The 22996-nt window shown below is 45.7% G+C and carries 14 protein-coding genes; 12 read left to right on the plus strand and 2 right to left on the minus strand.

What is annotated here, in order from left to right; genetic code table 11:
- Nucleotides 1-33: 33 nt before the first annotated feature.
- Nucleotides 34-1182, minus strand: a complete 1149-nt coding sequence (locus GA0116948_RS16965; RefSeq protein ID WP_165798529.1) for a sugar transferase — start codon at nucleotides 1180-1182, stop codon at nucleotides 34-36.
- Nucleotides 1183-1243: 61 nt separating this feature from the next.
- Complete coding sequence (locus GA0116948_RS16970) at nucleotides 1244-1633, minus strand: response regulator (RefSeq protein ID WP_089714384.1); 390 nt, start codon at nucleotides 1631-1633, stop codon at nucleotides 1244-1246.
- A 539-nt stretch (nucleotides 1634-2172) separates the two neighbouring features.
- Between GA0116948_RS16970 and GA0116948_RS16975 the strand changes: the two genes are divergently transcribed.
- The 12 genes from GA0116948_RS16975 to GA0116948_RS17030 all read left to right on the plus strand — a co-directional run bounded on the left by GA0116948_RS16975 (nucleotide 2173) and on the right by GA0116948_RS17030 (nucleotide 22988).
- A complete protein-coding gene (locus GA0116948_RS16975; protein WP_089714386.1) occupies nucleotides 2173-3369 on the plus strand; it encodes a glycosyltransferase family 2 protein in 1197 nt (398 codons plus the stop codon).
- Nucleotides 3370-3393: 24 nt separating this feature from the next.
- Nucleotides 3394-4152: a class I SAM-dependent methyltransferase gene (locus tag GA0116948_RS16980; RefSeq protein ID WP_089714389.1), complete on the plus strand. Its 759-nt coding sequence runs from the start codon at nucleotides 3394-3396 to the stop codon at nucleotides 4150-4152.
- 22 nt (nucleotides 4153-4174) lie between these two features.
- Nucleotides 4175-5242, plus strand: coding sequence for an acyltransferase family protein (locus tag GA0116948_RS16985; protein ID WP_089714391.1), 1068 nt, complete (start codon nucleotides 4175-4177; stop codon nucleotides 5240-5242).
- A 538-nt stretch (nucleotides 5243-5780) separates the two neighbouring features.
- Nucleotides 5781-12551: a fibronectin type III domain-containing protein gene (locus tag GA0116948_RS16990; protein ID WP_089714392.1), complete on the plus strand. Its 6771-nt coding sequence runs from the start codon at nucleotides 5781-5783 to the stop codon at nucleotides 12549-12551.
- 98 nt (nucleotides 12552-12649) lie between these two features.
- A complete protein-coding gene (locus GA0116948_RS16995; RefSeq protein ID WP_089714394.1) occupies nucleotides 12650-14842 on the plus strand; it encodes a GumC family protein in 2193 nt (730 codons plus the stop codon).
- A gap of 20 nt (nucleotides 14843-14862) precedes the next feature.
- The gene (locus GA0116948_RS17000; protein ID WP_089714397.1) at nucleotides 14863-15993 is read left to right on the plus strand and encodes an acyltransferase family protein; all 1131 of its coding nucleotides are present in this window, start codon (nucleotides 14863-14865) and stop codon (nucleotides 15991-15993) included.
- Between the two features lie 16 nt (nucleotides 15994-16009).
- Nucleotides 16010-17359: a lipopolysaccharide biosynthesis protein gene (locus tag GA0116948_RS17005; protein ID WP_089714399.1), complete on the plus strand. Its 1350-nt coding sequence runs from the start codon at nucleotides 16010-16012 to the stop codon at nucleotides 17357-17359.
- Nucleotides 17344-18582, plus strand: coding sequence for a glycosyltransferase (locus tag GA0116948_RS17010; protein WP_089714452.1), 1239 nt, complete (start codon nucleotides 17344-17346; stop codon nucleotides 18580-18582). Before GA0116948_RS17005 ends, GA0116948_RS17010 begins: the two co-directional genes overlap by 16 nt.
- A gap of 126 nt (nucleotides 18583-18708) precedes the next feature.
- Entirely contained in the window at nucleotides 18709-20223 is a 1515-nt protein-coding gene (locus tag GA0116948_RS17015; RefSeq protein ID WP_089714401.1) for an O-antigen ligase family protein, read from the plus strand.
- Complete coding sequence (locus GA0116948_RS17020) at nucleotides 20220-20957, plus strand: TolC family protein (protein WP_089714403.1); 738 nt, start codon at nucleotides 20220-20222, stop codon at nucleotides 20955-20957. The genes GA0116948_RS17015 and GA0116948_RS17020 overlap by 4 nt, the downstream gene beginning before the upstream one ends.
- 60 nt (nucleotides 20958-21017) lie before the next feature.
- Nucleotides 21018-21833 carry a carboxylesterase family protein gene (locus GA0116948_RS17025; RefSeq protein ID WP_165798530.1) on the plus strand — a complete coding sequence of 272 codons (816 nt, stop codon included), beginning with the start codon at nucleotides 21018-21020 and terminating at the stop codon, nucleotides 21831-21833.
- A complete protein-coding gene (locus GA0116948_RS17030; RefSeq protein ID WP_089714406.1) occupies nucleotides 21834-22988 on the plus strand; it encodes an acyltransferase family protein in 1155 nt (384 codons plus the stop codon).
- Nucleotides 22989-22996: the final 8 nt, after the last annotated feature.

The following is a 22996-nucleotide window of genomic DNA, read 5'->3' on the forward strand; positions in this document are numbered from 1 at the left end:
TGCAAAATAGAATTTTTAATGGGTGTATGCCAGTTATACATTTTCCTTTTGAATCAGCGCAGAAGGTGTATTGGCGATGATCCACATATCATAGAGAAAGGAATGTTTTTCCGCGTAATCAATATCCAGGTCTATACGTTCGCCCACGCTCATAGACTTAGTACCGCGTTTCTTAATTTGCCAGAGACCGGTAATACCTGCAGGAGCCAGAAAGCGGCCAGCATGATGGTCGGTGGTCAGGGAAGCTGCTTCGTAAAGCGGCAGGGGGCGGTTGCCCACCAGCGACATATCACCCAATATCACATTCAGCAATTGAGGCAGTTCATCCAAGCTGGTATTGCGAAGGAAGGCTCCCAGACGGGTTACTCGTGGATCATTGGCAAGTTTAAAAAACATAGGGCCTTTGTCCCCTGCTTCTTCTCCATAACCATTGAGGTGCTGCATTTTTTCTACCTGTTTATCTGCGCCTACCACCATGGTACGGAACTTATAGAACTGGAATACCCGGTAGCGGCAGCCAGCGCGATGAGCCACATAAAAAATAGGCCCTTTAGATTCCAGCCGGATAAGGATGGCAATAATCAGCATAATAGGACTTGCCAGGAGCAGTAAAGTTCCTGCACATACTATATCAAAGGTGCGTTTGGCCACCATATTTATGGCCCTGGAAAAAGCCTTTCTATTGCGTAGCCGCTTTTCCGCTGCAGCCTGTATGGCATGTGCATGCAAGCGGTTGGCAAATTCCAGCTTTTCCTGGAAAGCGGCCGTAGTAGTAGTACCCACTAGGATATCATCAACCCTACCCAATTTACGGATTTGTTCCCGCTGCCCCATACTGATTTCTTCCTTGTAAAGAAAAAGCGGTACATGGCGTAAAGCATGACTCCGTTGTAAAAAAGATATAAAAGATTCCATCTTTTCCATATCCTCCAACACATTACAAACAATGTATTGAGGTTTAACTCCTTTGTGCAGGTAAACTTTAAGGGTCTGCAATGCCAGCGGCAAGTCGCTGACTGATACCGTGTTTTCCGGCTCCTTTGCTACAAAACGCGTGTAAAAAGTATCGTTTCCAACAAATAAAGCGTACGGCTGTAAGGGGTTACTGCCGGACATGGCAACGACGTGCTTGGTAGATTTTTTAGTAACTTCTTTCAGGTGTAACGGCAAGTTATAAATCATACTTTAGACATTTAAAGTAAGACATATATTCGGTTATTAATAATACAACGAATTTATCTGCTTACTGTTGTACAGTCAGTTTGGGCATTTCTACATGTTTATCCACCAGGTCTACCAGTTTGATCGGATCAAATGGCTTACTCACAAATTCAGTCAGTTTCATACGCAATTCCACAGGTGCTTCTTCTATTTGGGAAGCGCTCAGTACGATGACAGGAATATCGTCATATAAAGCATTTCCACTAAGATATTTTATCAGTTCCCACCCACTCATGCCAGGCATCTGGATGTCGGTTACAATGATATCCGGCACATTTCCCTTAGCCAGCCACATCATGGCTGTAAGACCGTCCATCGCAGAAAATACCTTATATTTTTTGCCCACAAACGATTCGAGCAAAAATCTCATCGGGATACTGTCATCTACAATCAGTACTGTCTTTTTCATCATAATAAATTAAAACTCATTTCTTCGCATCTGCTAGGAACCGTTGGCATGGTCTATTATGCAGGCAAGACAAGTCGATCAAAAAAATATTTTTTTTGATTCTTCTAAGGATAAGAGGTAAAATTATTACTGCGACAAGCATGTACCCACAATATGTAATAAGCTGGCAGCAGGTTTGTAGGTTTTTGTGTAGGATGGTGGTCAACTAAAAGCAATGCAAAACAAAAATAGTAAAAAATCAGCAAATGTGCATTTTATTCAGTATTCACTAAAATATTTGCTGGCATTTTCAACGAACTAACGTTTGCATTATAAATTTGTCAGTAAATAATCGTGCCATATTTTTAAAAGCGATCCGATAACAATACAAAAATATAATAAGCGTTGGTGCTTTAAGCGCGAAATTGGTAAATGGCGTGTTTTTTTTCGTGAAAGGCCGGAAATGGAATGTGAATGATGATAAATAAATATTTGCCGCCACCCGCTACGCCTCTTTTATACAATTCTTGGATTATTTTCACATCTCCAATCAGCATCAATGTATGATAAAAATTGTACAAGCATTATATTTTATTAGTGCTTTTTTCCTCTTTTACAATTACTTAGGTTACGGTATTCTGCTATGGATATTGGTAAAACTCCGTCGTAGACCGGCCGTATCATTTTCGGTAGCGCCTGCTTACGAGCCACCGGTCACCCTGATTGTGGCAGCCTATAATGAGGCGGCCTTTATAGCCAGGAAGGCCGAAAATACGCTGCAGTTAGATTATCCCTCCGATAAATTCGACATTTTATTTGTAACGGACGGCAGTACAGATGGCACCCCTGAAATTTTACAGCAGTTCACTGGCATCAAAGTAATACACCAGGATGCCCGCCGGGGCAAAACAGCTGCCATTAACCGCGCCATGCAACAGGTACGGACTCCTATTGTTATTTTCTGCGATGCCAATACCTTTCTCAACAAAACAGCCATCCGGGCCCTGGTTAAACATTATACAGATGAATCCGTGGGCGCGGTAGCCGGTGAAAAACGGGTACAGCAGCAGGATGGCGACGATCAGGCGGCTGGTACGGAAGGCATATACTGGAAATATGAATCTTATTTGAAAAAACTAGACGCTGATTTTTATTCTGTAGTAGGTGCCGCCGGCGAACTATTTTCCGTGCGTACCGCCCTGTTTCAACCAGTAGAACCAGCAGTGATTCTGGACGATTTTGTGATTTCCCTGCGCGTAAATTTACAAGGCTACCGGGTGGCCTACGCACCAGATGCTTATGCCATGGAATCTCCATCAGATTCCCTCCAGGAAGAACATAAAAGAAAAGTGCGCATCAGTGCCGGCGGCTTTCAATCTATTGTACTGCTGCGGAGCTTACTGAACATTTTCCGCGATCCTGTATTATCTTTCCAGTATATTTCGCACCGGGTACTGCGGTGGACAATTAGCCCGCTTAGCCTGCCAGTACTATTGATCAGTAATATTTGGCTGGTAATGCATACCGCAAGTCCCTGGTATCAACTGTCACTGTTGCTGCAAGCCGGCGCCTACATAGCCGCGCTGGCAGGGTTTATCCTGGCGAAAAAACAGATAAAAATCAAAATATTTTATGTTCCTTTTTATTTTCTTTTTATGAATATCGCTGTGTATGAAGGCTTTTTCCGGTATATCGCTGGTAAGCAGTCTGCCGCCTGGGAAAAATCAAAGCGGAAAACGCCAGCCCCCCTTAACAATTAATGTAAGCAAATACCTTTAGCTAAGATGAGCACCCTTAAACAACTACTAAAAAAAACAGCCCTGCCAGTATATTTGCAGTTGCGCGGCGCCCGCTACAGCGGTAATACGGTAGCCTGCCCCTGCTGCCATGGTACCTTTTCCCGCTTCCTGGTGATCGGATTCGACCGCCGGCCCGCCCAGTGTCCGCGTTGCCGCTCTAATGAGCGCGACCGCACGCTAGCTATTTACCTGGAAAAATTTCCGGACCTGATAAAACCCGGCACTAAAATGCTACACGTAGCACCGGAAGAAATTTTCTACAAAAGATTTCGCAAAGACCCTAACATTATCTACACTGCTGGCGATAAGTTCCTGAATATTTATAAAGGTTCTTACCCGCCAGATACCATCTACCTGGACATTACTGACATGCCGCAAATTCCGGATAATACCTACGATTTCCTGCTGTGCAGCCACGTGCTTAGCTGTATTCCAGACGACGGAAAGGCCATGCGTGAAATGCTGCGGGTGCTTAAACCCGGCGGACATGCGATTATACAAGTACCGATCAACGAATCGTTGCCCATTACTTATGAAGACTTTTCTATTACCGATCCGGCAGAAAAAATCCGGTTGTTTGGTGATCCAAATTATGTTCGTTATTACGGACAGGACTATGAACAGAAGTTGCAGGCAAATGGTTTCAAGACACGGTTTATACCCGTACCCAGCTTTGTGAGCGATGCGGACATAAAACGTTTCGGATTGGTAAAAACTGATACCGTTCAATTGTGCTACAAATAACTTTAAACGCTTACAAATAATTATGGAAGTACCTACCGTAACCCCTCCGGCTAACACTGCCAGCTCCATTGGCGGATCCGGCAAAAAATTTATTGGCTACATCCATCATTTCAGAGGAGTAGCTATCATTTACGTAGTGGCTGCGCACGTACTGGTGCAATGGCCCAAAGGGTCTGTGACCAGCCGGATACTAGACCTGATCTTTCAGAACTCTACCATCCTTTTCCTCTTTATAGCCGGGTATTTATTTCAACACCTGTCTGCTAGATTTCAATACAAAGACTACCTCATCAAAAAGTTTCAGAACGTTATCTGCCCCTATCTGATCATTTCTGCATTTGTGATCGGATACCGGCTGATCTGGCAAGACGTTCCGGGCTTTACTTCGTCAGAGCATCCAGACTTTTATCAATGGAGCAAACCCGCCCAAGCAGGGTATTATCTGCTACATGGCGCCCACCTCCAGCAGCTGTGGTTCATCCCGATGATCACTATTTATTATCTGCTATCACCGGTATTACTTTACATAGACAGGCACCCCAAATTGTATTATGTAACCCTAATCCCCCTCATTCTTATTTCCATGTTTATAGTACATCGCAGTGTACTGGCAGACACCTTGAACATGGGCATTCACTTCCTCTCGGTATATTTATTCGGCATGTTCCTGAGCCATTATAAGGATACCTATATGGCCTTTGCCCGCAAATGGGGCTGGCTTATCACTGTGCTGGCAATGGGCGTGCTGGTGGCCAATTATTTTGTGGCACCCGCCTGGTACGACACGTTCGACTATACCCAGAAGATGCTGTTCTGCTGTTTTTACATTTACTGGCTGGATAGGCTGGATAAGTATATTCCCAAGTTTATCGATGTGCTGGCAATGTATAGTTTTGGTATTTATTTCGTGCATTACTTTTTTGTGCTGGGTCTCCGGGCTGCCTACGTACACCTGTTTCACCAGGAAGTGCCGGGCAATATGCTGACCTGGACTATTAGTCTGGTGATCATCATGACAGGGTCTTTACTAAGCCTGAAACTAGCCCAGAAAATTTTAGGCAAGAAAAGTAAATATGTAGTAGGCATATAATTAAAGTAATAAATTTTGCAATATATACCACCGGCCGCGGCATTAAATGCCGCGGCCGTATTTTTATAATGCATAATGGAAAGGTTAGTTCCATGCGTTTACAATTCATTAACATACACAGTGTCAGCAAGTTTCCTGGATTTACATCCTTTTTCCCCTTTCTCAAGCGCGTTTACTAAAAAAAAACGTTCCTTTACCTGCCATTTCCCTCCATTCACCATCTTCCGTTGTTCACTATTGAGATTATGGCTATCTTGTGCCACAATTAGTAAGTTTCCAGGACTGTTGTATTTGTTTACCACAAATTTTATCAGGACAGGTTCTTATTACACACCATTGACCATCCTCCGAAAAAACCGAATCAGGTCTAATTATACGCGTTTTCCGTAAAGCCGGGTGCCGTATATACCAACTTCAATTTTACCTCATCCTTAGAAAAACCGTTCGAAAAAGTACGGCCTGGCTTCGTATTGTCTCCAGTGCTATAAGTGCTTAATAAAGGATGTGTTTTTTAATACCGAATACTTAAATACACTATATGAACAAATTTTACCAGGTAACTGTTGTTTTGTTGCTGCTGCTGTTCTGCATTCCTGCAGCATTTGCACAAACCGGTGTATTAAACCCTAACGACCCAATCGTGGTATACGATTCGGCTAATCCGCCGGCTATTCCTCCTTATGGTACGCTGGCAAAATGGGTAAAAACCACTCGTGTAAGCTGGAATAGCTCTTCCTTCAAGGCTTATTACTACAACGGCCTGGTGTTCCGTGTAAAATTCCCAAAAACTTATCAGCCTGATGTAAACGACGGCAAAAAATACCCAATGATTATTTTCTTCCACGGTATTGGGGAAAAAGGATCTATTTATGATAACGAATACCAGTTATACAATGGCGGCCAAGTGAATATGAACGCCGTAGACCAAGGCAAATTTGATGGCTTCCTGGTGTATCCTCAAAATCAACAAGGCTTCTTTGGCAATCCCAATTTCGACGATATTGTAACGCTTATTAACGAGCATTTTATCCCGGAATGCAAGGTAGATCCTTTTCGCATTATAGTTAACGGCCTTTCTGGTGGTGGAACTGCTACCTGGGACTTTTTGCTCCGTTATCCCAAAGTTGTGGCCGCAGCCACTCCCATCAGTGCGGCCAATTCCCAATTAAAGAATTATATAGATCTCTATAAATGGACTCCCATCTGGTGGTTCCAGGGTGGCGTGGATACAAATCCCGCACCTGGCATAGCGCTGGACGATTTTCGCGCGGATAGCCTGGCGGGTGCCAATGTGAAACTGACGGTATATCCCGGACAGGGCCATGGTGTATGGAACTTGGCATGGAATGAATCGGATTATTACCCCTTTGTAAATCGCGCCTACAAATCTAATCCCTGGCCGTTATATGGCCGTACGGATTTTTGTCCTGGCGAAAATATAAATGTTACCCTGGGGCTAACGGCTGGTTTCGACGCTTATGAGTGGCGCAAAGATGGCGTTGTTATTTCCGGCGCCACTTCCAACACGCTAACGGTAACTTCCGTTGGTTCTTATACTGCACGCATTAAAGACGGCAGTACCTGGTCAGATACCTCTCACATCCCGGTGGTGATCAAAATCAAAACCGCTACAGTAAGTCCTGACATTACCGTAGCTGGTCTTGCCAGCAATGTAATCCCTTCTCCAGATGGCAAAACTTCTGTATCGCTTCAAGTACCTGCAACTTATGCCAGCTATACCTGGAGAAAATTGCCGGACACGACAACCGTTCTTGGCAGTACTAATACCCTGACTGCTACCACAGCCGGTAAATATGTGGTGAAAGTAACGGAACAATACGGTTGCTCCAGTAGCTTCTCCAATCCTTTTACCGTAATTGCGGCTCAAAGCAACCATGCTCCGGACCCGGCCTCTAACCTAACCGCTACGGCCATCTCTAAAACGGCCATCACCCTTCAGTGGAGTAACAATCCCAATCCTGCCTATAATGAAAAGGCGTTCGAGGTATACAGTGCCACCAATGCCGGTGGGCCTTACACGCTTACCAGTATTGTAAGTGCAGATACGCTGAACTATACTGATAATAATCTGAATCCCAACACCAAATATTTTTATATCATCCGTGCAGTGAACGACAGCGGTGCCGCCCCCGTGAGCAATGAAGCCTCTACGATCACACAAACAGATACACAGGCCCCCACTGCACCTGTACTTTCTGTTGGGGCTACCAGCCGTACCAGCATTAGCTTACAATGGGACGCATCGACAGATGATGTAGCTGTAGACTATTATGATATTTATGTGAATGGTGTGAAAACCTATACGGTAGACGGTAACCAGACTTCTTTCACAGTGGCCGGTCTTACTTTCCAACAGTCTTATAATTTTGTGCTGAAAGCGAGGGATTTCGCTAACAATATCTCCGCCCCAAGCAACCAGGTAAGTGCTTATGCAATTAGCAAAGGCCTTACTTACTCCGTATATGCCGGTACCTTTAGCAAACTACCCGACTTTACAACACTAACCCCGGTAAGCACCGGTACTTCCCCCACGGTAAGTTTGACCCAGGCAGGCCTGTCTACTAATTATGCCATGAAGTGGCAGGGTTATATACGCATTCCCGTTGCTGGTAGCTATACATTTGAAACAAGCTCCGACGATGGTAGCGCCCTTTACATTGGTAACTATGGCCCCATCGCAACCGCATTGGTGAACAACGACGGCGGCCATGGCACACAGACCAAGGAAGGCACCATCACGCTAGACCAGGGCGTGTACCCGATCACAATTACGTATTTCCAGGGTACCGGTGGTTCCTCCATGAAAGTGCTTTGGAAGAATACCGCCAATGGCGTGACCACAGAAGAAGCCATCCCGGCAGCTTTCTTTACTGACACCATCCCTCCGACCAGTGCCACTGTTCCTTTAGCGCCGATTAATATCAAAGCGACGGCGGTAAGCTATAATAAAATTAACCTGACCTGGACGGACACCAGTAATAACGAGACTAATTTTGAGATTTACCGTGCTACATCTTCCAGCGGTCCCTATCTCACGATTGCCCGTGTAGGAGCCAACGTGACCAGCTATAGCGATTCTGCGCTCACACCGCAAACCACCTACTTCTACCGCGTAGATGCTATTAATAACGTAGGCAATTCCGGTTTTGACATCCGTGAAATGGGAGGCTTGCATTACAATCTGTACCAATCCACCACTACCCTGGCTAACCTGCCTAACTTCCTTACGATGGCAGCTACAGATAGTGGATACTTAGATAATGTGTCGCTGGCAATACGCAGTTCTAATAACAACTTCGCGCTTAAATTTGGTGGTTACATCACCATTCCAACTACCGGCAGCTATACTTTTTATACGAACTCCGACGATGGCAGTAACATGTACCTTGGTGGTTTCCCTGACAGTTCCTACCTGATCGTGAAAAACGATAAAGTTCAGGGTAACACTGAAAAAGCATCTGCTGCATTGAACCTGACGGCCGGCTCCTACCCTTTCTTTGTAACTTACTTCCAAGGTAGTAATAGTTACCAACTGGGCATTAGTTGGAAAGGTCCTGGCATCACCAAACAAAACATTCCATCTTCCGCGTTCCTTAATCCAAATAACAACGCTACCACCCTGGCGCTGCCACCAGCACCGGACGCGCCCAGCGAGCTAACCGCCACCACGGTTTCCGCCTCTGCGATCCACCTGAAATGGAATGATAATTCCAATAATGAAACTGGCTTTGAAATATATCGCTCGGTAGCGAATAATACCAGCTACACCTTGCTACAAACGGTAAATCCAAGTGACAGTGCCACCGGCATACTGGCCGATACAGCACTATTCCCGAACGTTACTTATTATTACAAGGTGCGTGCAAAAGGTGTAGGCGGCAACTCTGCGTTCTCTAACGAAACGTCTGCCAGCACACTGAACACCACCCCGGTTATCAGCCCCATCTCCAGCCGCTATATGAAATACGGTACTACCAGCACCGTGAACGTTAGCGCTACAGATGCTGATGGCAAAAAACCTTCCCTTACCGCTTCCAATCTGCCGGCTTTCGGCACCTTCGTGGATAATGGCAATGGAACCGGTATTTTTACTTTCTCTCCGGATGTTAATGCGCAGGGTACTTACGCTAACATTACCGTAACAGCCGCCAACTTGCATGACGGTAGCTCCAGTACCGCTTTCACCCTTACAGTGAATGCTACGGATGCACCGGTACTGAGCAATACCAGCGATATCACCCTGGCCGCCAATGCTACCGGCCAGCAGACCATAACTGTAACCACCAGTGCAGATCCCTCAAGCCTAACTTGGGGCAGTACCGGTTTGCCCGGCTTTGCTGCACTAAATACCAGTGGCAAGAATGCTACTTTAACGGTAACTCCTACCCTAGCAGATGCAGGCACCTACCCGGTAACCATCCGCGTAGATGATGGTGCTGGTGGATTAGCAGAAGCAACCTTTAATATCGTAGTAACGTCGATCACGCCAAACTACACCTTGTTCGTTAACTGGACAGATGGTGCGCCCGGCCTGGCCAGTGCCCCTTGGAATAATACTAATAAACGTCCTGTACTGGGAGATGTGTACGGTAGTCTGAAAGACTCTACCGGCCGCACTACCGGCGTAGCAATTAATGTGCTCACAGCATGGCAGAACGTAAACAGCGGTGTAAATTCAAACAACCAGGGCTACACTTCCGGCAATAACTCCGGTCTGTATCCTGATAAAGTAACTGTTAGCAGTGTATGGACTACCTCGCTGAAACAAACATTTAAACTCACTGGTCTTTCACAAAACCATTACAAATACAATTTTACTTTCTATGGTAGCCGTGCAGGTGTGACCGATAATCGTACAGCGTCTTATACCATTAATGGTAATACTGTAACGCTAAATGGTTCAAATAACGTCAGCAATACTGTAAGCTTAAATGGTATGCAGGCCAGCGCTGCAGGTGAAATCTCCGTAGACCTCCAGGCAGCCAGTGGATCATCTTATGCCTACCTGAACGCCATGATTGTAAGGGCAGCTTACGACGATAGTACTGCACCAGCCAAACCGCGCAACTTGAACGCCCGCGTTCAGGCAAACGGTATACGCCTAAATTGGATAGACGCTGCTTATAATGAAAGTGGTTATAACGTGTTCCGCGCCACCACGCAGGCAGGACCATATCAACAACTAAGCCCCAACCCTAACGTAAACGATACTGCTTACACTGACGTATCGGCAATTGCAGGTATTGCATACTACTACGTTGTGACTGCCTACAATAATTATGGCATCACTGGCTCCGATACCGTAAGCGCCATAATAGCTAACCGCGCACCATCACTGACCACCCTATCGAAAGTATCCATTAAAACGGATACCACAATTACGGTAGGCATAAGCGCCACCGACGATCCGGGCGACGTGATTACTTTGTCTGTTAGCGGACTGCCGGCATTTGCCACCTTTCAGGACAATGGCAATGGTAATGGTAATATTACCTTGGCTCCTCATACAGCCAACATCGGCAAATACACGGTTACCATCAGTGCCACCGATAATCATGGTGCTATTACCAACCAGGTATTAACTATTCAGGTCAGTGATAAAAACATCACTTCTACCTATGTAGACTTTAATCAGGTAATGCCCGCCAGCGCTCCTTGGACCAGCTTTAACGCGGCTCCCAGTGCAGGTGTAACGCTTAGCAACCTGCTGGATGAAAGTGGCACACATACCGGTATCAACATTACCCTGTTAGACGCCCTGAGCGGTAGCAATACCAATGGTGCAACTACTGGGAACAATTCCGGCATTTACCCTGATACCGTGTTGGCTACTTACTGGTATGATCAATCTGGCACTGCCAAACGCTTACGCCTGCTTAATGTGCCGGCTAACCGCAAATACAATTTAATATTCATTGGCAGCCGTGCATCGGTATCTGATAACCGCAATACAATTTATACTTCCGGCGGACAATCTGTAACGCTGAACGCAGCCGGTAACACCGCCACCACGGTGCAACTGAATGGTCTCTCCCCGGATTCAAACGGCATCATCGAGTTTACCATTGCCCAAGCCTCCGGCTCTTTTGCCGCTTACCTCAATGCTATGGTTATCCAATCGTATGTAGATAATGGCATTCCGCTGGCCCCGGCCAACCTCACCGGCTCAGGCATTTCCCGCTCTACCATCAAATTGAGCTGGGCCGATAATTCCAATAACGAGACCGGTTTTGATGTGTACCGTTCCAATACCCGGATTGGGGAGTATACCAAAATTGGCAGCGTAGCTGCTAACGTGAATACGTATAGCGACAGTGTGGGATTATCGCCGTCCACTATTTATTACTACCAGGTAAAAACAGTGAATGGTACCCAGACTTCTGATTTCAGTAATGTAGCCGCTGCGTCTACCATGGCTTGGGCCAATTATATTAATTTCAATACAGTGAACCCGGCGCCTGCTCCGTGGAACAATACCACCAGCCTACCTTACGTGGGCCTGTCTGTGCCAAACATGAAGGACGACGAGGGGAATGCCACCAGTCAGACGCTAACTATCACCCGTGCCTTTACCGGCACCAACCCTGCTGGTAAGGTAACCGGCAACAACTCTGGCGTATATCCTGACCTGGTGTTGGCAGAATCTTACTACGTAGAACCTGGCGATACCGCCGAGATGACAATCACTGGTCTTAATCAGGCCATGACTTACACTTTCACTTTCTTCGGTGATCGTGTGGACGGCGGTTCCAGGGTAAGTGCCTATAAGATCGGCAACCAAATTGTAACATTGGAGGCTAATAATAATGTGAGCAATACGGTACAGATAGCCGGTGTAGTACCTGATCAGAATGGTAATATTAAGATCACTGTGTACATATATGCTAACTACGCTTATCTTAATGCATTGGTTATCCAGGCCTTCCCTTCTACCCAGCCCAATCTGCCAACGCTGCAGGTGAAAAACCCACAGCAAAAGAAAGGCATCACACTGGGCGATATAAGTTCCGCTGATAATACGCTTACAGTTGTGAACGTATACCCGAACCCGATACAATCCACTGTTTATGTATCCTTGCACCAAGGCAAGCAAAGTTCAGTAGTAGCTTTACGCCTCTACGATCTGAGTGGTCACCTAGTAGCGGCAAAAGACCTTGGTAATGTGACAACTGGCTCGTATCTTCAACGCCTAGATGTTAGCTCCAATAGACTTGCAAGCGGTTATTACCTGTTACAAATAATTGCAGATGGCCAAACAGTCAAAACAATAAAATTATTCAAGAACTAAGGAGTTAATCCGGAAGCTAAAAAAATCCGGTTGTAACAAACCGGATTTTTTCAGCTTCATTAAATTAGATTAATTCATACATTAAAGAATCCGCGAATATGGATCTGATTTATTTATTTAATGCACTACTGAGAAGAAAATGGCTAATTATCTTTTGTTCTGTATTTGCCGTTGTTGTAGCCTTCTTGTTTACACTCCGACAGGAAAAGCAGTATAAATCTTCTGCCCAGATGGCTACTGGTTTTACCACCACAGACCAGGTAAAACTAAAGGATGAAAATTTTGATGCATTTGAGATTGATGTGAAGTTCAATAACGTAATGGAAGCCATGACCTCCAACCGCGTATTGAGTATGGTGTCTTACAACGCCATGATTCACGATCTGGAAACGCCTGCCAAAGCATATCATCATCCGGACCCCCGTGATAAAAATTATAACAGTTACCGTAATACGGATAGAGGCAAAGCCCTGCAGGTATTGAAGAAAAAATATGCAGATGAACAACTGCTTAGTTCTTATGATCCGGAAGACCGCAAGATACTGGAGCTGGTTAAAGCTTTTCATTACGATTTGGAAACCTTACGTAAGCAATTGACCGTAAGCCGCGTAGTGCGCACCGACTTCATCGACATCCAATATTTGTCAGACAATCCGGAGTTGTCTGCCTCTATCGTAAACCAGCTCTTTACGGAGTTTATGCGCAGTAACGAAGCTTCCCGTGCGCAGCAAACTGTAGAATCTATTGCTACACTGGAAAAACTCGTGAAACAAAAAAGAGATGCACTGGACCAGAAGTTGAACGATCTTCGTTCACAAGGTACGGTAGATGTATCGGTAGAAAGTTCCAGCGCCATGGAGCAGATCAGCAATTTCGAAAACCGCCTGGCAGACGAGAAAAGTACGCTCACTTCTGCCTCCCTGGCATTACAGCAGATTACCGATCAACTGGCCGAAATGGAACGTACCAACGCCAAAACCGCCATTGCTTCTAACGCCAATGCCGCTGACCTGGCCAATCTTAAAAAACAAGTGGATGCTGCTAAGTCTGACGATGACGCCAGAAGTGGCACCGACCCAGAGCTGCATAAAAAATACCTTGCGCTGAAAGCGGATTACAATACTAAACGTGCGGCCTCCTTAAGTTCTTCTGCCAGCGGCACCGGAACGGTAACCAAGGCTGAATTACTTCAGAAAAAAAGCGACCTGGAAGTGCAGGTAAAGTCTGCCACACAGAATGTAACGTCTTATGAACAGCGGCTTAAACAATTAAACTCCGGCGTTGGCGCAATTGCCGCAAGAGGAGCTACCAACATTGCACTGAAAAAGGAACTGGACCTAGCCCAACAGGAATATGAAAATGTAAAATCCCGCTACGATGCAGCCACGAATAGCCAGGTGGTACCGCTGGACAATTTCCGGCAGATCCTTTATGGCCAGCCGGCAGTAGACCCGGAACCCTCCAAACGCCTGATCATATTAGGCCTTTCCGGTATTTCCATGTTTGTATTTTGCTGCATATTAATTATCCTGCTGGAGTATCTGGATGTATCGATCAAAACGCCCTCCCAATTTAACAAGACCATTAACCTCCAACTGCTTGGCATCGTAAACCGGATATCTTTAAAGCAAACGGCGATCAACAGCATTTTTAATTCGGAATTGCCGCAGAAGGAAAAAGATACGTTGGTGCTTTTCCGTGAACATGTGCGCATGTTGCGCTATGAACTGGAAAGCAGGCCACAGCATATTTACCTGTTCACCAGTGCGCGCACTGGTGAAGGTAAAACTACCGTCATCACCTCCCTGGCCAACAGTCTGTCGATGAGTAAACATAAAGTACTTTTGATCGATACGAATTTTACCAACAATGGTCTTACCCGTCAATACGATGCCAAGCCCGAATTGGAAAAATATTCAGCGGAAAATTTTAGCCTGGAACATCTCAAGCAAACGCTGATCAAAACGACAGACAATGCTTATATCGATGTGATTGGCTGCCAGGGCGGCGACTACACGCCTTCCGAGATATTGCCACATAATAATTTGCTACAACATCTCCCCGCTTTGCTTAATACGTACGACTATATTTTCCTGGAAGGCGCAGCACTCAACGAACGCGCCGACAGTAAGGAACTCATGCAATATGTGGAAGTCGTGATTTCGATCGTATCTGCCAGATCTACTGTGAAACCTACCGATAAAGATTCGATAGGGTTCCTGCAAAGTCTGAATGGTAAATATGCCGGGGCTATATTGAACTACGTCGAAAAAAGTAACATTGATATTTAAACAGGACCGATCGTATTCTTATGGCGAATAAATTCTGGGATAAAGATATTCTGCAAAGCAACCGCCTGCCGTGGATAGATTATGCGCGTGGTATTGCCATCTTGCTGGTATTATACCGGCACATCTATGAGGGCATCACCCGGGCTGGTATAGGTAATGGGCAGTATGCCTATCTGGAGGATGCTAATATCATCTTTTATAGTTTCCGCATGCCGCTGTTCTTTATTCTTTCGGGCGCCTTTGTGCGGAAAAGCCTTCAGAAACGGTCTACCGGGGAATTGATTAAAAACAAGTTCAATATCCTGCTGTACCCCTACCTGGTATGGTGCGTCATCCAGATCACCTTGCAAATAATATTAAGCAAGTATGTGAATGCCAACCGAAGCCTGGTAGATTATGGATATATTTTTCTCTATCCACGCCGCCTAGACCAATTCTGGTACCTGTACGCCCTGTTCAATGTGAGTGTATTGTACATACTGACTAGCCAAAAACTGAAACTGCGCGTTTGGCAACAACTGGTAATAGGGTTTGCCATGTACATGCTATCCAGTTATGTGTCCATCCATAACATAGATTTGGGTTTTGTGCATGATATCCTTCGCTTCTATGGTTTCTTTGCCCTGGGCGACCTTATAGGGGGAAAACTGCTGGACAAATCTATGTATAAATATTACAGTTCATGGTGGACCTTCCTGGCATTATTGCCGGTATTTGCTGTCAGCCAATACTACTTCCTGCACAAAAACATCCAGATGGGCGGCACCATGTTCGTTGAGGAGTACCAACCGTTGTTATTCCTGGTGATATCGCTGGCTGGCTGTGCCTTCATGGCCAATATTGCTTTTTTATTACAGCGATATGCCGTTGTAAGAATATTGCGTATCGTAGGTTTTCATTCCCTTTATATTTATGTGTCGCATGTATTGGTAGCTTCGGCTTGCCGCATCGTGCTGGTAAAGGTGCTGGGCATTCAATCCGTACCTTTGCTACTGGTAATTTGTCTTATATTTGCGGCGGTTATTCCTATTTTATTATACAGAACAGCCATGTACTTTGGTGCCTGGTGGCTTTATAGCCTGGAGCGACCCCGAAAGCAAAAGCAATCTTCCACCCCAAATGCTATCACACCGGTGGCAGATCTAAACTAACCTATAGGCGATAACAATGAGTGAACAGAAATATGCATATTGGCTAAAGTCCGGCTTTTACAGCGCCTTACAGAAATTCTCTGTATTGCTGTTTGGCATAGGGAGCGTTATGGTGCTGAACCGTAGCTTGCCAAAAGCTGATATGGGGGTATGGAACTTGTTTCTTACTGGCAGCGCATTTGTGGAAGTAATTCGCCACTCCCTTATAAAAAATGCAGTGATCAAGTACCTGAACAGTGAAGACGCCGCCACGCATGCACATATCAACTCTGCAGCCCTCAGCCTGAACATAATTGTAACCACCCTCATCACCATACTACTGGTAGCCTTCATTGTGCCGCTCAGTGATCACCTGAATGCACCGGCACTGGCACAGGTAATGTTTTGCTTTATACCAGGCCTGGTTTTGCTCGTCCCCTTCTCCCACTTTGAATGGGTGCAAAACGCCAACGCCGATTTCAAAGGTATTTTCTGGGCGTATTTGTTGCGCCAGGGCGTAACCTTTACCCTCATTATTATTCACCTGCTGAGCGGCCATCAGATGACCCTCACGGCCCTCATTATTTACTTCGATATCGGGCTACTGGCTGGTGTGATCATATCCGGCAGTTTTGCCTATAAGTTCCTGGAGCGCCGCTACATTTTCGAATGGAAATGGATCAAAAAACTATGGAACTTCGGCGGCATTGTTTTCGGCACTAACATTAGCTCTACGTTATTTCGCAATACCGATCAGTTTATCATCAGCTCCTACATCGGTCCCTCTTCAGTGGCCCTATATGGCGTATGCCTGCGGGCGTCTAATATGGTAGACCTTCCATCCCAGGTACTGGCAGACATCCTGTTTCCCAAAAGTGCGGAGACCATGGAAACTGGTAATTATGGGAAAGTAGCTTTCTATTATGAAAAAGCAGTGGGTTATGTGCTGGCTATCGCCACCCCCGTAGTTATTGGTATATGCCTACTGCCCAAATTGGCGTTGCTGGTGCTGGGTGGCAAAGGTTATGTGGAAGCGGCAGGCATTTTACAGATCACCATCCTATATGGTCTGTTCCTCCCTTTCATCAAGCAATTTGGTACCATTATGGATTCTGTGGGTATGCCCAAAGTGAATTTCCTGGTGATGACCATTACAGCTTTCTGCAATGTTTTTATATGCAGCTTTATGACATTCCGGTTTGGACTGCCAGGCGCCGCTTACGGCACCTTTATTTCTTACGCCATCTGCTTTATGATCACCCAGGTAGTGATGCGTAAAAAGATTGGCACCCGTTTCCCAAACATACTCCGGCATGCTATACAGTTTTACCCTGAGATATTACCCGTTCTTCAACAGAAAATTTTATACAAATGGAAAGTAAGATGATCACCGGAAGAGACATACTCCTCGTTGGTCTTCAGCCCTGGGATATCGCCATTGGCAGCAACTGCAAAAATGTAGCGACAGAGTTGTCTAAATACAACAACCGGATTTTATACGTAAACCGGGCCCTGGACCGCATTACCCTGCTACGCGACCGAAAAGATGTAAAAACGCAGACCCGGTTGAAAAGTCTGCACCACCAGGCTAACGACCTCCAGGAGATCCGTCCAAACTTCTGGACCCTGGACCCTCGTACGGTACTGGAATCCGTGAACTGGATACCTTTCAAAACACCGTTCGATATAATTAACCGGATTAATAACCGCCGCATGGCTGCGCAAATCAGGCAAGCCATTCACCGCCTGGGCTTTAAAAACGTACTGTTGTTTATTGACAACGAATTTTACCGTGGGCAATACCTGCAGGAAATGCTGGCACCGGAAGTAACGGACTGCATTTATTACAGCCGCGACAACCTGGCCACCCACCCCTTCTTCGTGCGCCAGGGCAAACGCCTGGAGCCTAAGCTTATTGCCAAATCCACCATGGTAGTTACCAATTCTGATTACCTGGAAGATTATGGCCGTAAATATAATCCTCATACTTATAACATTTTACAGGGCTGCGACTTCGAACGCTTTTTCCCTGATCAGCCCTTTACCCTGCCAGATGAAATGCGAGGCATTAAAGGACCCATTATTGGTTACATGGGTGTGATGACCGTAGCCCGCCTGGATCTTAAAATACTGGAACATATTGCCACCCAACGCCCTGACTGGAGCCTGGTGCTGGTAGGCCCACAGGATAAAACTTTCCAGAAAAGCAGACTGCATGCGCTACCAAACGTACATTTCATCGCCAACGTGCCGGAAGTAAAGGTGCCACAATACATACAGTTTTTCGACGTATGCATTAATCCACAACTGGTAAATGGCATGACCATCGGCAACTATCCCCGCAAGCTGGATGAATATATGGTATTGGGCAAACCGGTGGTTGTAACCCGGACGCTGGCCATGGAACTGTTTAAAGATCATGTATACCAGTGTGATACGCCGCAGGATTACGTAGAAAACATTACCCGGGCGCTGGAAGAACGAAAAGATGAGAAACGTGTACAAGGTTGGATAGACTTTTCCCTTCAGCATACCTGGGAAGTAAGTCTTTCCAAAATGAGCCAGCACTATTTCCGGTTAAAAAAAACACAGCAATCACAACCCGCATAAGCGTATAATATGGCAGATGACAGGTTTAGCAATGACAGGATTTTGGAGATAATGGTCACAGCGTTTGTGTTCCTGACCCTGTTACTGCTGTATGTGAAAATTTTATTTTTTTAAAGCATTTACCTGTTGAGTTATTCAAACCGTAAACAAAGCGTCACAGACCGCATGGTAGGGCTGCTATACCGTAATTTCATTGCGGCAAAAATGCAGAGCATTCCTGGCATTATCTTGCTGGGGCTGATCGCTATTGCCATTTCCTTTGCGGTTTATAAAATAGGCTTTCTTATGGGGCTGGGCATTATTGGTGGAATACTGGGCCTCACCATTGCTGCCATTTGCCTGCTAAGTACGGAATTAGGATATTACATCATCATCACTATTTCTACCTTCATCTTCTTTATAAGCCGCCTGGCCCACGACGCCATTCCTGCTGGTGTAGGGATAGATGTACTTATCGCCTTGAATTTTCTGGGTATTTATTTTCAAAAAACTATTAATAAAGAAAGGTATTGGAGCTATTCGCGTAATCCTATTACCTATGTATATTTCTTGTTCATCGCATTTATGCTGGTAGAGCTGTTCAACCCGTCTATGTATTCCATAGCAGGTTGGGTTTTTGCTTTCCGGAAAATGCTCAACTTCGTGATGATATACTTCATTGGTCTGCATGTGTTCAAGGATATGAAATCAGTAAAGACCTTCATGAAAGTTTGGCTTACCCTCATGCTTATTGTAGCCCTTTATGGTTGCTATCAACATATTTTTGGTTTACCCTCTTTTGAATATGCCTGGGTAAGTAGCGATCCCATACGGCTACGGCTGTACCTACAGGCAGGCGTGATGCGCGATTATTCCTTTCTTTCAGACCCCACTTCCTTCGGCATCATCATGGCCAGCAGTGCGCTTATAGCCCTTGTACTGGCTATGGGCCCGGTTTCCCCCAGAAGGCGCAACCAGTTATTATTTGGTATGGCTATCATGGGGCTTGCCATGGGCTACTCTGGCACACGTACCGCATATGCCATGGTACCCGCCGGCGCTGTATTTTTTATGCTGATGACTATCACCAGCCGCCGCACACTGGCTTTTGCCATCATTGGTATTATGGGCTTTGTGATCCTGGTATTTGGCCCGTTTTATAACAGTACTGCACAGCGTATCCGCAGCACCTTCCGCCCTACTAATGATGAATCGTTCAGCGTGCGCGACATAAACCGACACCGCATACAACCATATATTTATATGCATCCCCTGGGCGGTGGTCTTAGTACAGCAGGCGTACAGGGAGAACAATATAACCCCGGGCATCCGCTGGCAGGATTTCCGCCAGACAGTGGCCTATTGAAAAGCGCAGTAGAAACTGGCTGGGTAGGCCTTGCGCTTTCTTGCCTAATCTATTTTGTGGTGTTACAAACCGGCATCAGTAATTATTATAAATGCCAGTCGAAGGAAATACGAAACTATTATGCAGCGGGCCTGGTGGGTATGTTTTCGATGGTGGTAGCCCAATACTCCCAAGTGGCCATTGGCCAGATACCTGGCTCCTTCCTGTTTTACGGACTAATGCCAATGATGGTAAAGTTGATCACTTTTGATAAAACGTCTACTCAAACACAACCAAATAAACTACACGAACAATGAAAAAAATAACACTGCTTGCTTGTCTTGTGCTCTCTTGCATACAAAGCTTTTCGCAGCAATTAAATGCTAAATCTACCGACCACAATGGCGTTGCACGCGACACCGCCATACGCTCCGACATCCGGGACCGGCTGGTAGAACTGGCCCTGCAAAATCCCGCGTACAGAATTGCCACTTACGAAAGGGATAAAACAGTATATGAACTAAATAAGGCCGGCGGCGCCTGGCTAAACTATGTAGTGGCCAGTGTGAACATTAACGAGATCAGCATAGGCAGCTACAATCACAACGACGCGAATAAAAATAACCTTTACTATCCGCTGTGGAATATAGGGGTGAATGTACCCCTGGGTTCTCTGATCGGCAAGCCGAATGATGTAAAGATTGCCCGCGCCAACCTCAAGATCACTACGGAACAACAGCAAGTGCTTGCCCAGCAACTGAAAGCGGAGGTGCTGGCTCGCTACGAAGATTATGTAAGCAAGCGCGAACTGTTGCAACTTCAGAACGATATTACCGACGAAAATTACAACGACTATTCCCAGGCTGAAGCTAAATATTCCGCCGGCACTATTACTTACGAGGAATACAGCGTATCCTCCAAACGGTACAATACGGAACAGATTAATAAAATGAACCTGGAAAGAGATGTAAAGGTGACCAAAATCCGTGTGGAAGAAATGATTGGTCGTAACCTGGAAGATATCTATCTCGACAAGCCCCTCGCCAAGTAATTAATTCTTTGATGGCGCCATTTGTGGCGTGCAAATCTGACTTCCTTTATGAAGCACTACATGAAAAAAAGTTTTACGGGCATCCTGTGTATGCTCTCGCTGGGAATGGCCGCTATGGCACAGAAGCATATGGAGCAGGTGCAGGTGGAGGTAGCGCCACGTTTTAAAAAAGGTGCCCTGCTGCAACTGCCGGACGACTATGCTCAAAATCCTAAAAAACGTTATCCATTGATCATCTTCCTGCATGGCCGCAGCCGCTCAGGAGAAGACTTGAGTAAACTTACCTACGATGGCATTCCCTACTTGCTGGATAAGGGCGTAAGTCTTAATACGGTAAATCCGGCAGACGGGAAAACCTATAAATTTATTATCATCATGCCCCAGGCCGAATTCTGGGGGCTGCGTCCGGACAATATCACCGCTGTCATGAACGATATAGAACGCCAATACCGTGTAGATACAACCCGTGTATATCTTACCGGCTACAGTGCAGGCGGCTCCGGCACATTCACCGCACTGACCGACAATGCTGCGCTTACCCGTCGTTTTGCAGCAGCCGTACCCATGTCTCCCACTACGCTGAACGATGAAAACATTGCCCGGCTGAAAATGATTGCAGATGGCAATGTGGGTATTTGGGCCTTTGCCGGTAAAGGAGAATTGCGCTTCCTGATGGACACCCGACGTTACGTAGACAGTGTAAAGAAATACAATGACTCCCTAGCTATCATAACCGTACATGATGGCGGCCATTGCTGTTTCAAACAATTTTACGATCCTGGGTATAAAATGAATGGATTAAATATCTATGAATGGATGCTGCAACACAAAAGAACGGTATCCGCTGCGGTGGCAAACAAGAAGACCCATATTTAGATGAAAGTATATTTTAAAAATCTTGATGGCATACGCTTTATTGCGGCCTTGCTCGTAGTATTGCACCACGCGCAGTTTTTTAAGATCAAATACCATGTTGGTAACCTGCCATTTCTGGACACGGCACTGAATACAGGGCGAACCGGGGTAAATCTGTTTTTCGTATTGAGTGGTTTCCTCATCAGCTATTTGCTCATGCGGGAAAATCAACAAACCGGAACCATCAGCCTGCGCAATTTCTATATGCGCCGCATTCTCCGCATATGGCCCCTATACCTTGCCTATGGAATAGGCCTTTCCATACTGGCACCCATCATCTTCAAAGCAATCGGCATCTCCGCAGAAAGCGACCTGCATACCGTCATCACCAACCTTGCGTTTGTGCTGCTTTTTGCGGTCAATTTCCAACTGGCCTTCTTCCCTTACAATAAAGACATCCTGGAAATAACTTGGTCGGTGTGCGTGGAAGAACAGTTTTACCTGCTCTGGCCAGTACTCATGCTGAGTTTCCGGAAACACCTGAAAACCTTGTTCCTCGCCTTGATCGCGCTAGGTTTTGTCAGTAAGCTCGCGGGCATACTGGTGCCTAAGTATTTCCCGGTAGGCCAGCAACACATGCTGGACATGACCTATTTAATGCTGACCGACAAACTTGAATTATTTGGCACCGGCATGTTTGCTGCTTATATATGGTTTCATCAACAGGAATATGCAGGCTTGCTGCGCCGTTTTTTTACCCGGCCCATACAAACAGTTATGCTGGTACTAACTATACTGGTTGTATTCAACGTGATTAACTTTCCTTTACTCACTTTTTATTATCTCGACAATTACATTCATGCTTTCTGCTTTGGCTACCTGATGATTGCAGCCGTGTCTGAAAACAGTATATTGAATCTGGAACAACCCATTATGAAAACGATGGGTAAAATATCTTACGGGTTATACATGTATCACCCTCCTATTTCACAACTCATCCTCTTATTATTTCTCCGCCTATTTAAAGCAAAGCAATCTATCCTGGTATACGATATTTTGTTTCCCGCCTGCTGCGTGGCCGCCACTGGCCTGGTGGCCTATTATTCCTATGAATGGTATGAGAAACGCTTCCTGAAAATAAAGAATCAGTTTGCCATTGTAAAGACCAGAATATAACTATTACA

It is taken from the genome of Chitinophaga costaii (genome assembly GCF_900094705.1).
GTDB classification, from domain to species: domain Bacteria; phylum Bacteroidota; class Bacteroidia; order Chitinophagales; family Chitinophagaceae; genus Chitinophaga; species Chitinophaga costaii.

Coding starts and splice junctions, on each gene's coding strand:
- GA0116948_RS17005 (WP_089714399.1), top strand. CDS start 16,010: ATGAGTGAACAGAAATATGCATATTGGCTAAAGTCCGGCTTTTACAGC.
- GA0116948_RS17020 (WP_089714403.1), top strand. CDS start 20,220: ATGAAAAAAATAACACTGCTTGCTTGTCTTGTGCTCTCTTGCATACAA.
- GA0116948_RS16995 (WP_089714394.1), top strand. CDS start 12,650: ATGGATCTGATTTATTTATTTAATGCACTACTGAGAAGAAAATGGCTA.
- GA0116948_RS16990 (WP_089714392.1), top strand. CDS start 5,781: ATGAACAAATTTTACCAGGTAACTGTTGTTTTGTTGCTGCTGCTGTTC.
- GA0116948_RS16965 (WP_165798529.1), bottom strand. CDS start 1,182: ATGATTTATAACTTGCCGTTACACCTGAAAGAAGTTACTAAAAAATCT.
- GA0116948_RS16970 (WP_089714384.1), bottom strand. CDS start 1,633: ATGATGAAAAAGACAGTACTGATTGTAGATGACAGTATCCCGATGAGA.
- GA0116948_RS16980 (WP_089714389.1), top strand. CDS start 3,394: ATGAGCACCCTTAAACAACTACTAAAAAAAACAGCCCTGCCAGTATAT.
- GA0116948_RS16975 (WP_089714386.1), top strand. CDS start 2,173: ATGATAAAAATTGTACAAGCATTATATTTTATTAGTGCTTTTTTCCTC.
- GA0116948_RS17030 (WP_089714406.1), top strand. CDS start 21,834: ATGAAAGTATATTTTAAAAATCTTGATGGCATACGCTTTATTGCGGCC.
- GA0116948_RS16985 (WP_089714391.1), top strand. CDS start 4,175: ATGGAAGTACCTACCGTAACCCCTCCGGCTAACACTGCCAGCTCCATT.
- GA0116948_RS17025 (WP_165798530.1), top strand. CDS start 21,018: ATGAAAAAAAGTTTTACGGGCATCCTGTGTATGCTCTCGCTGGGAATG.
- GA0116948_RS17010 (WP_089714452.1), top strand. CDS start 17,344: ATGGAAAGTAAGATGATCACCGGAAGAGACATACTCCTCGTTGGTCTT.
- GA0116948_RS17000 (WP_089714397.1), top strand. CDS start 14,863: ATGGCGAATAAATTCTGGGATAAAGATATTCTGCAAAGCAACCGCCTG.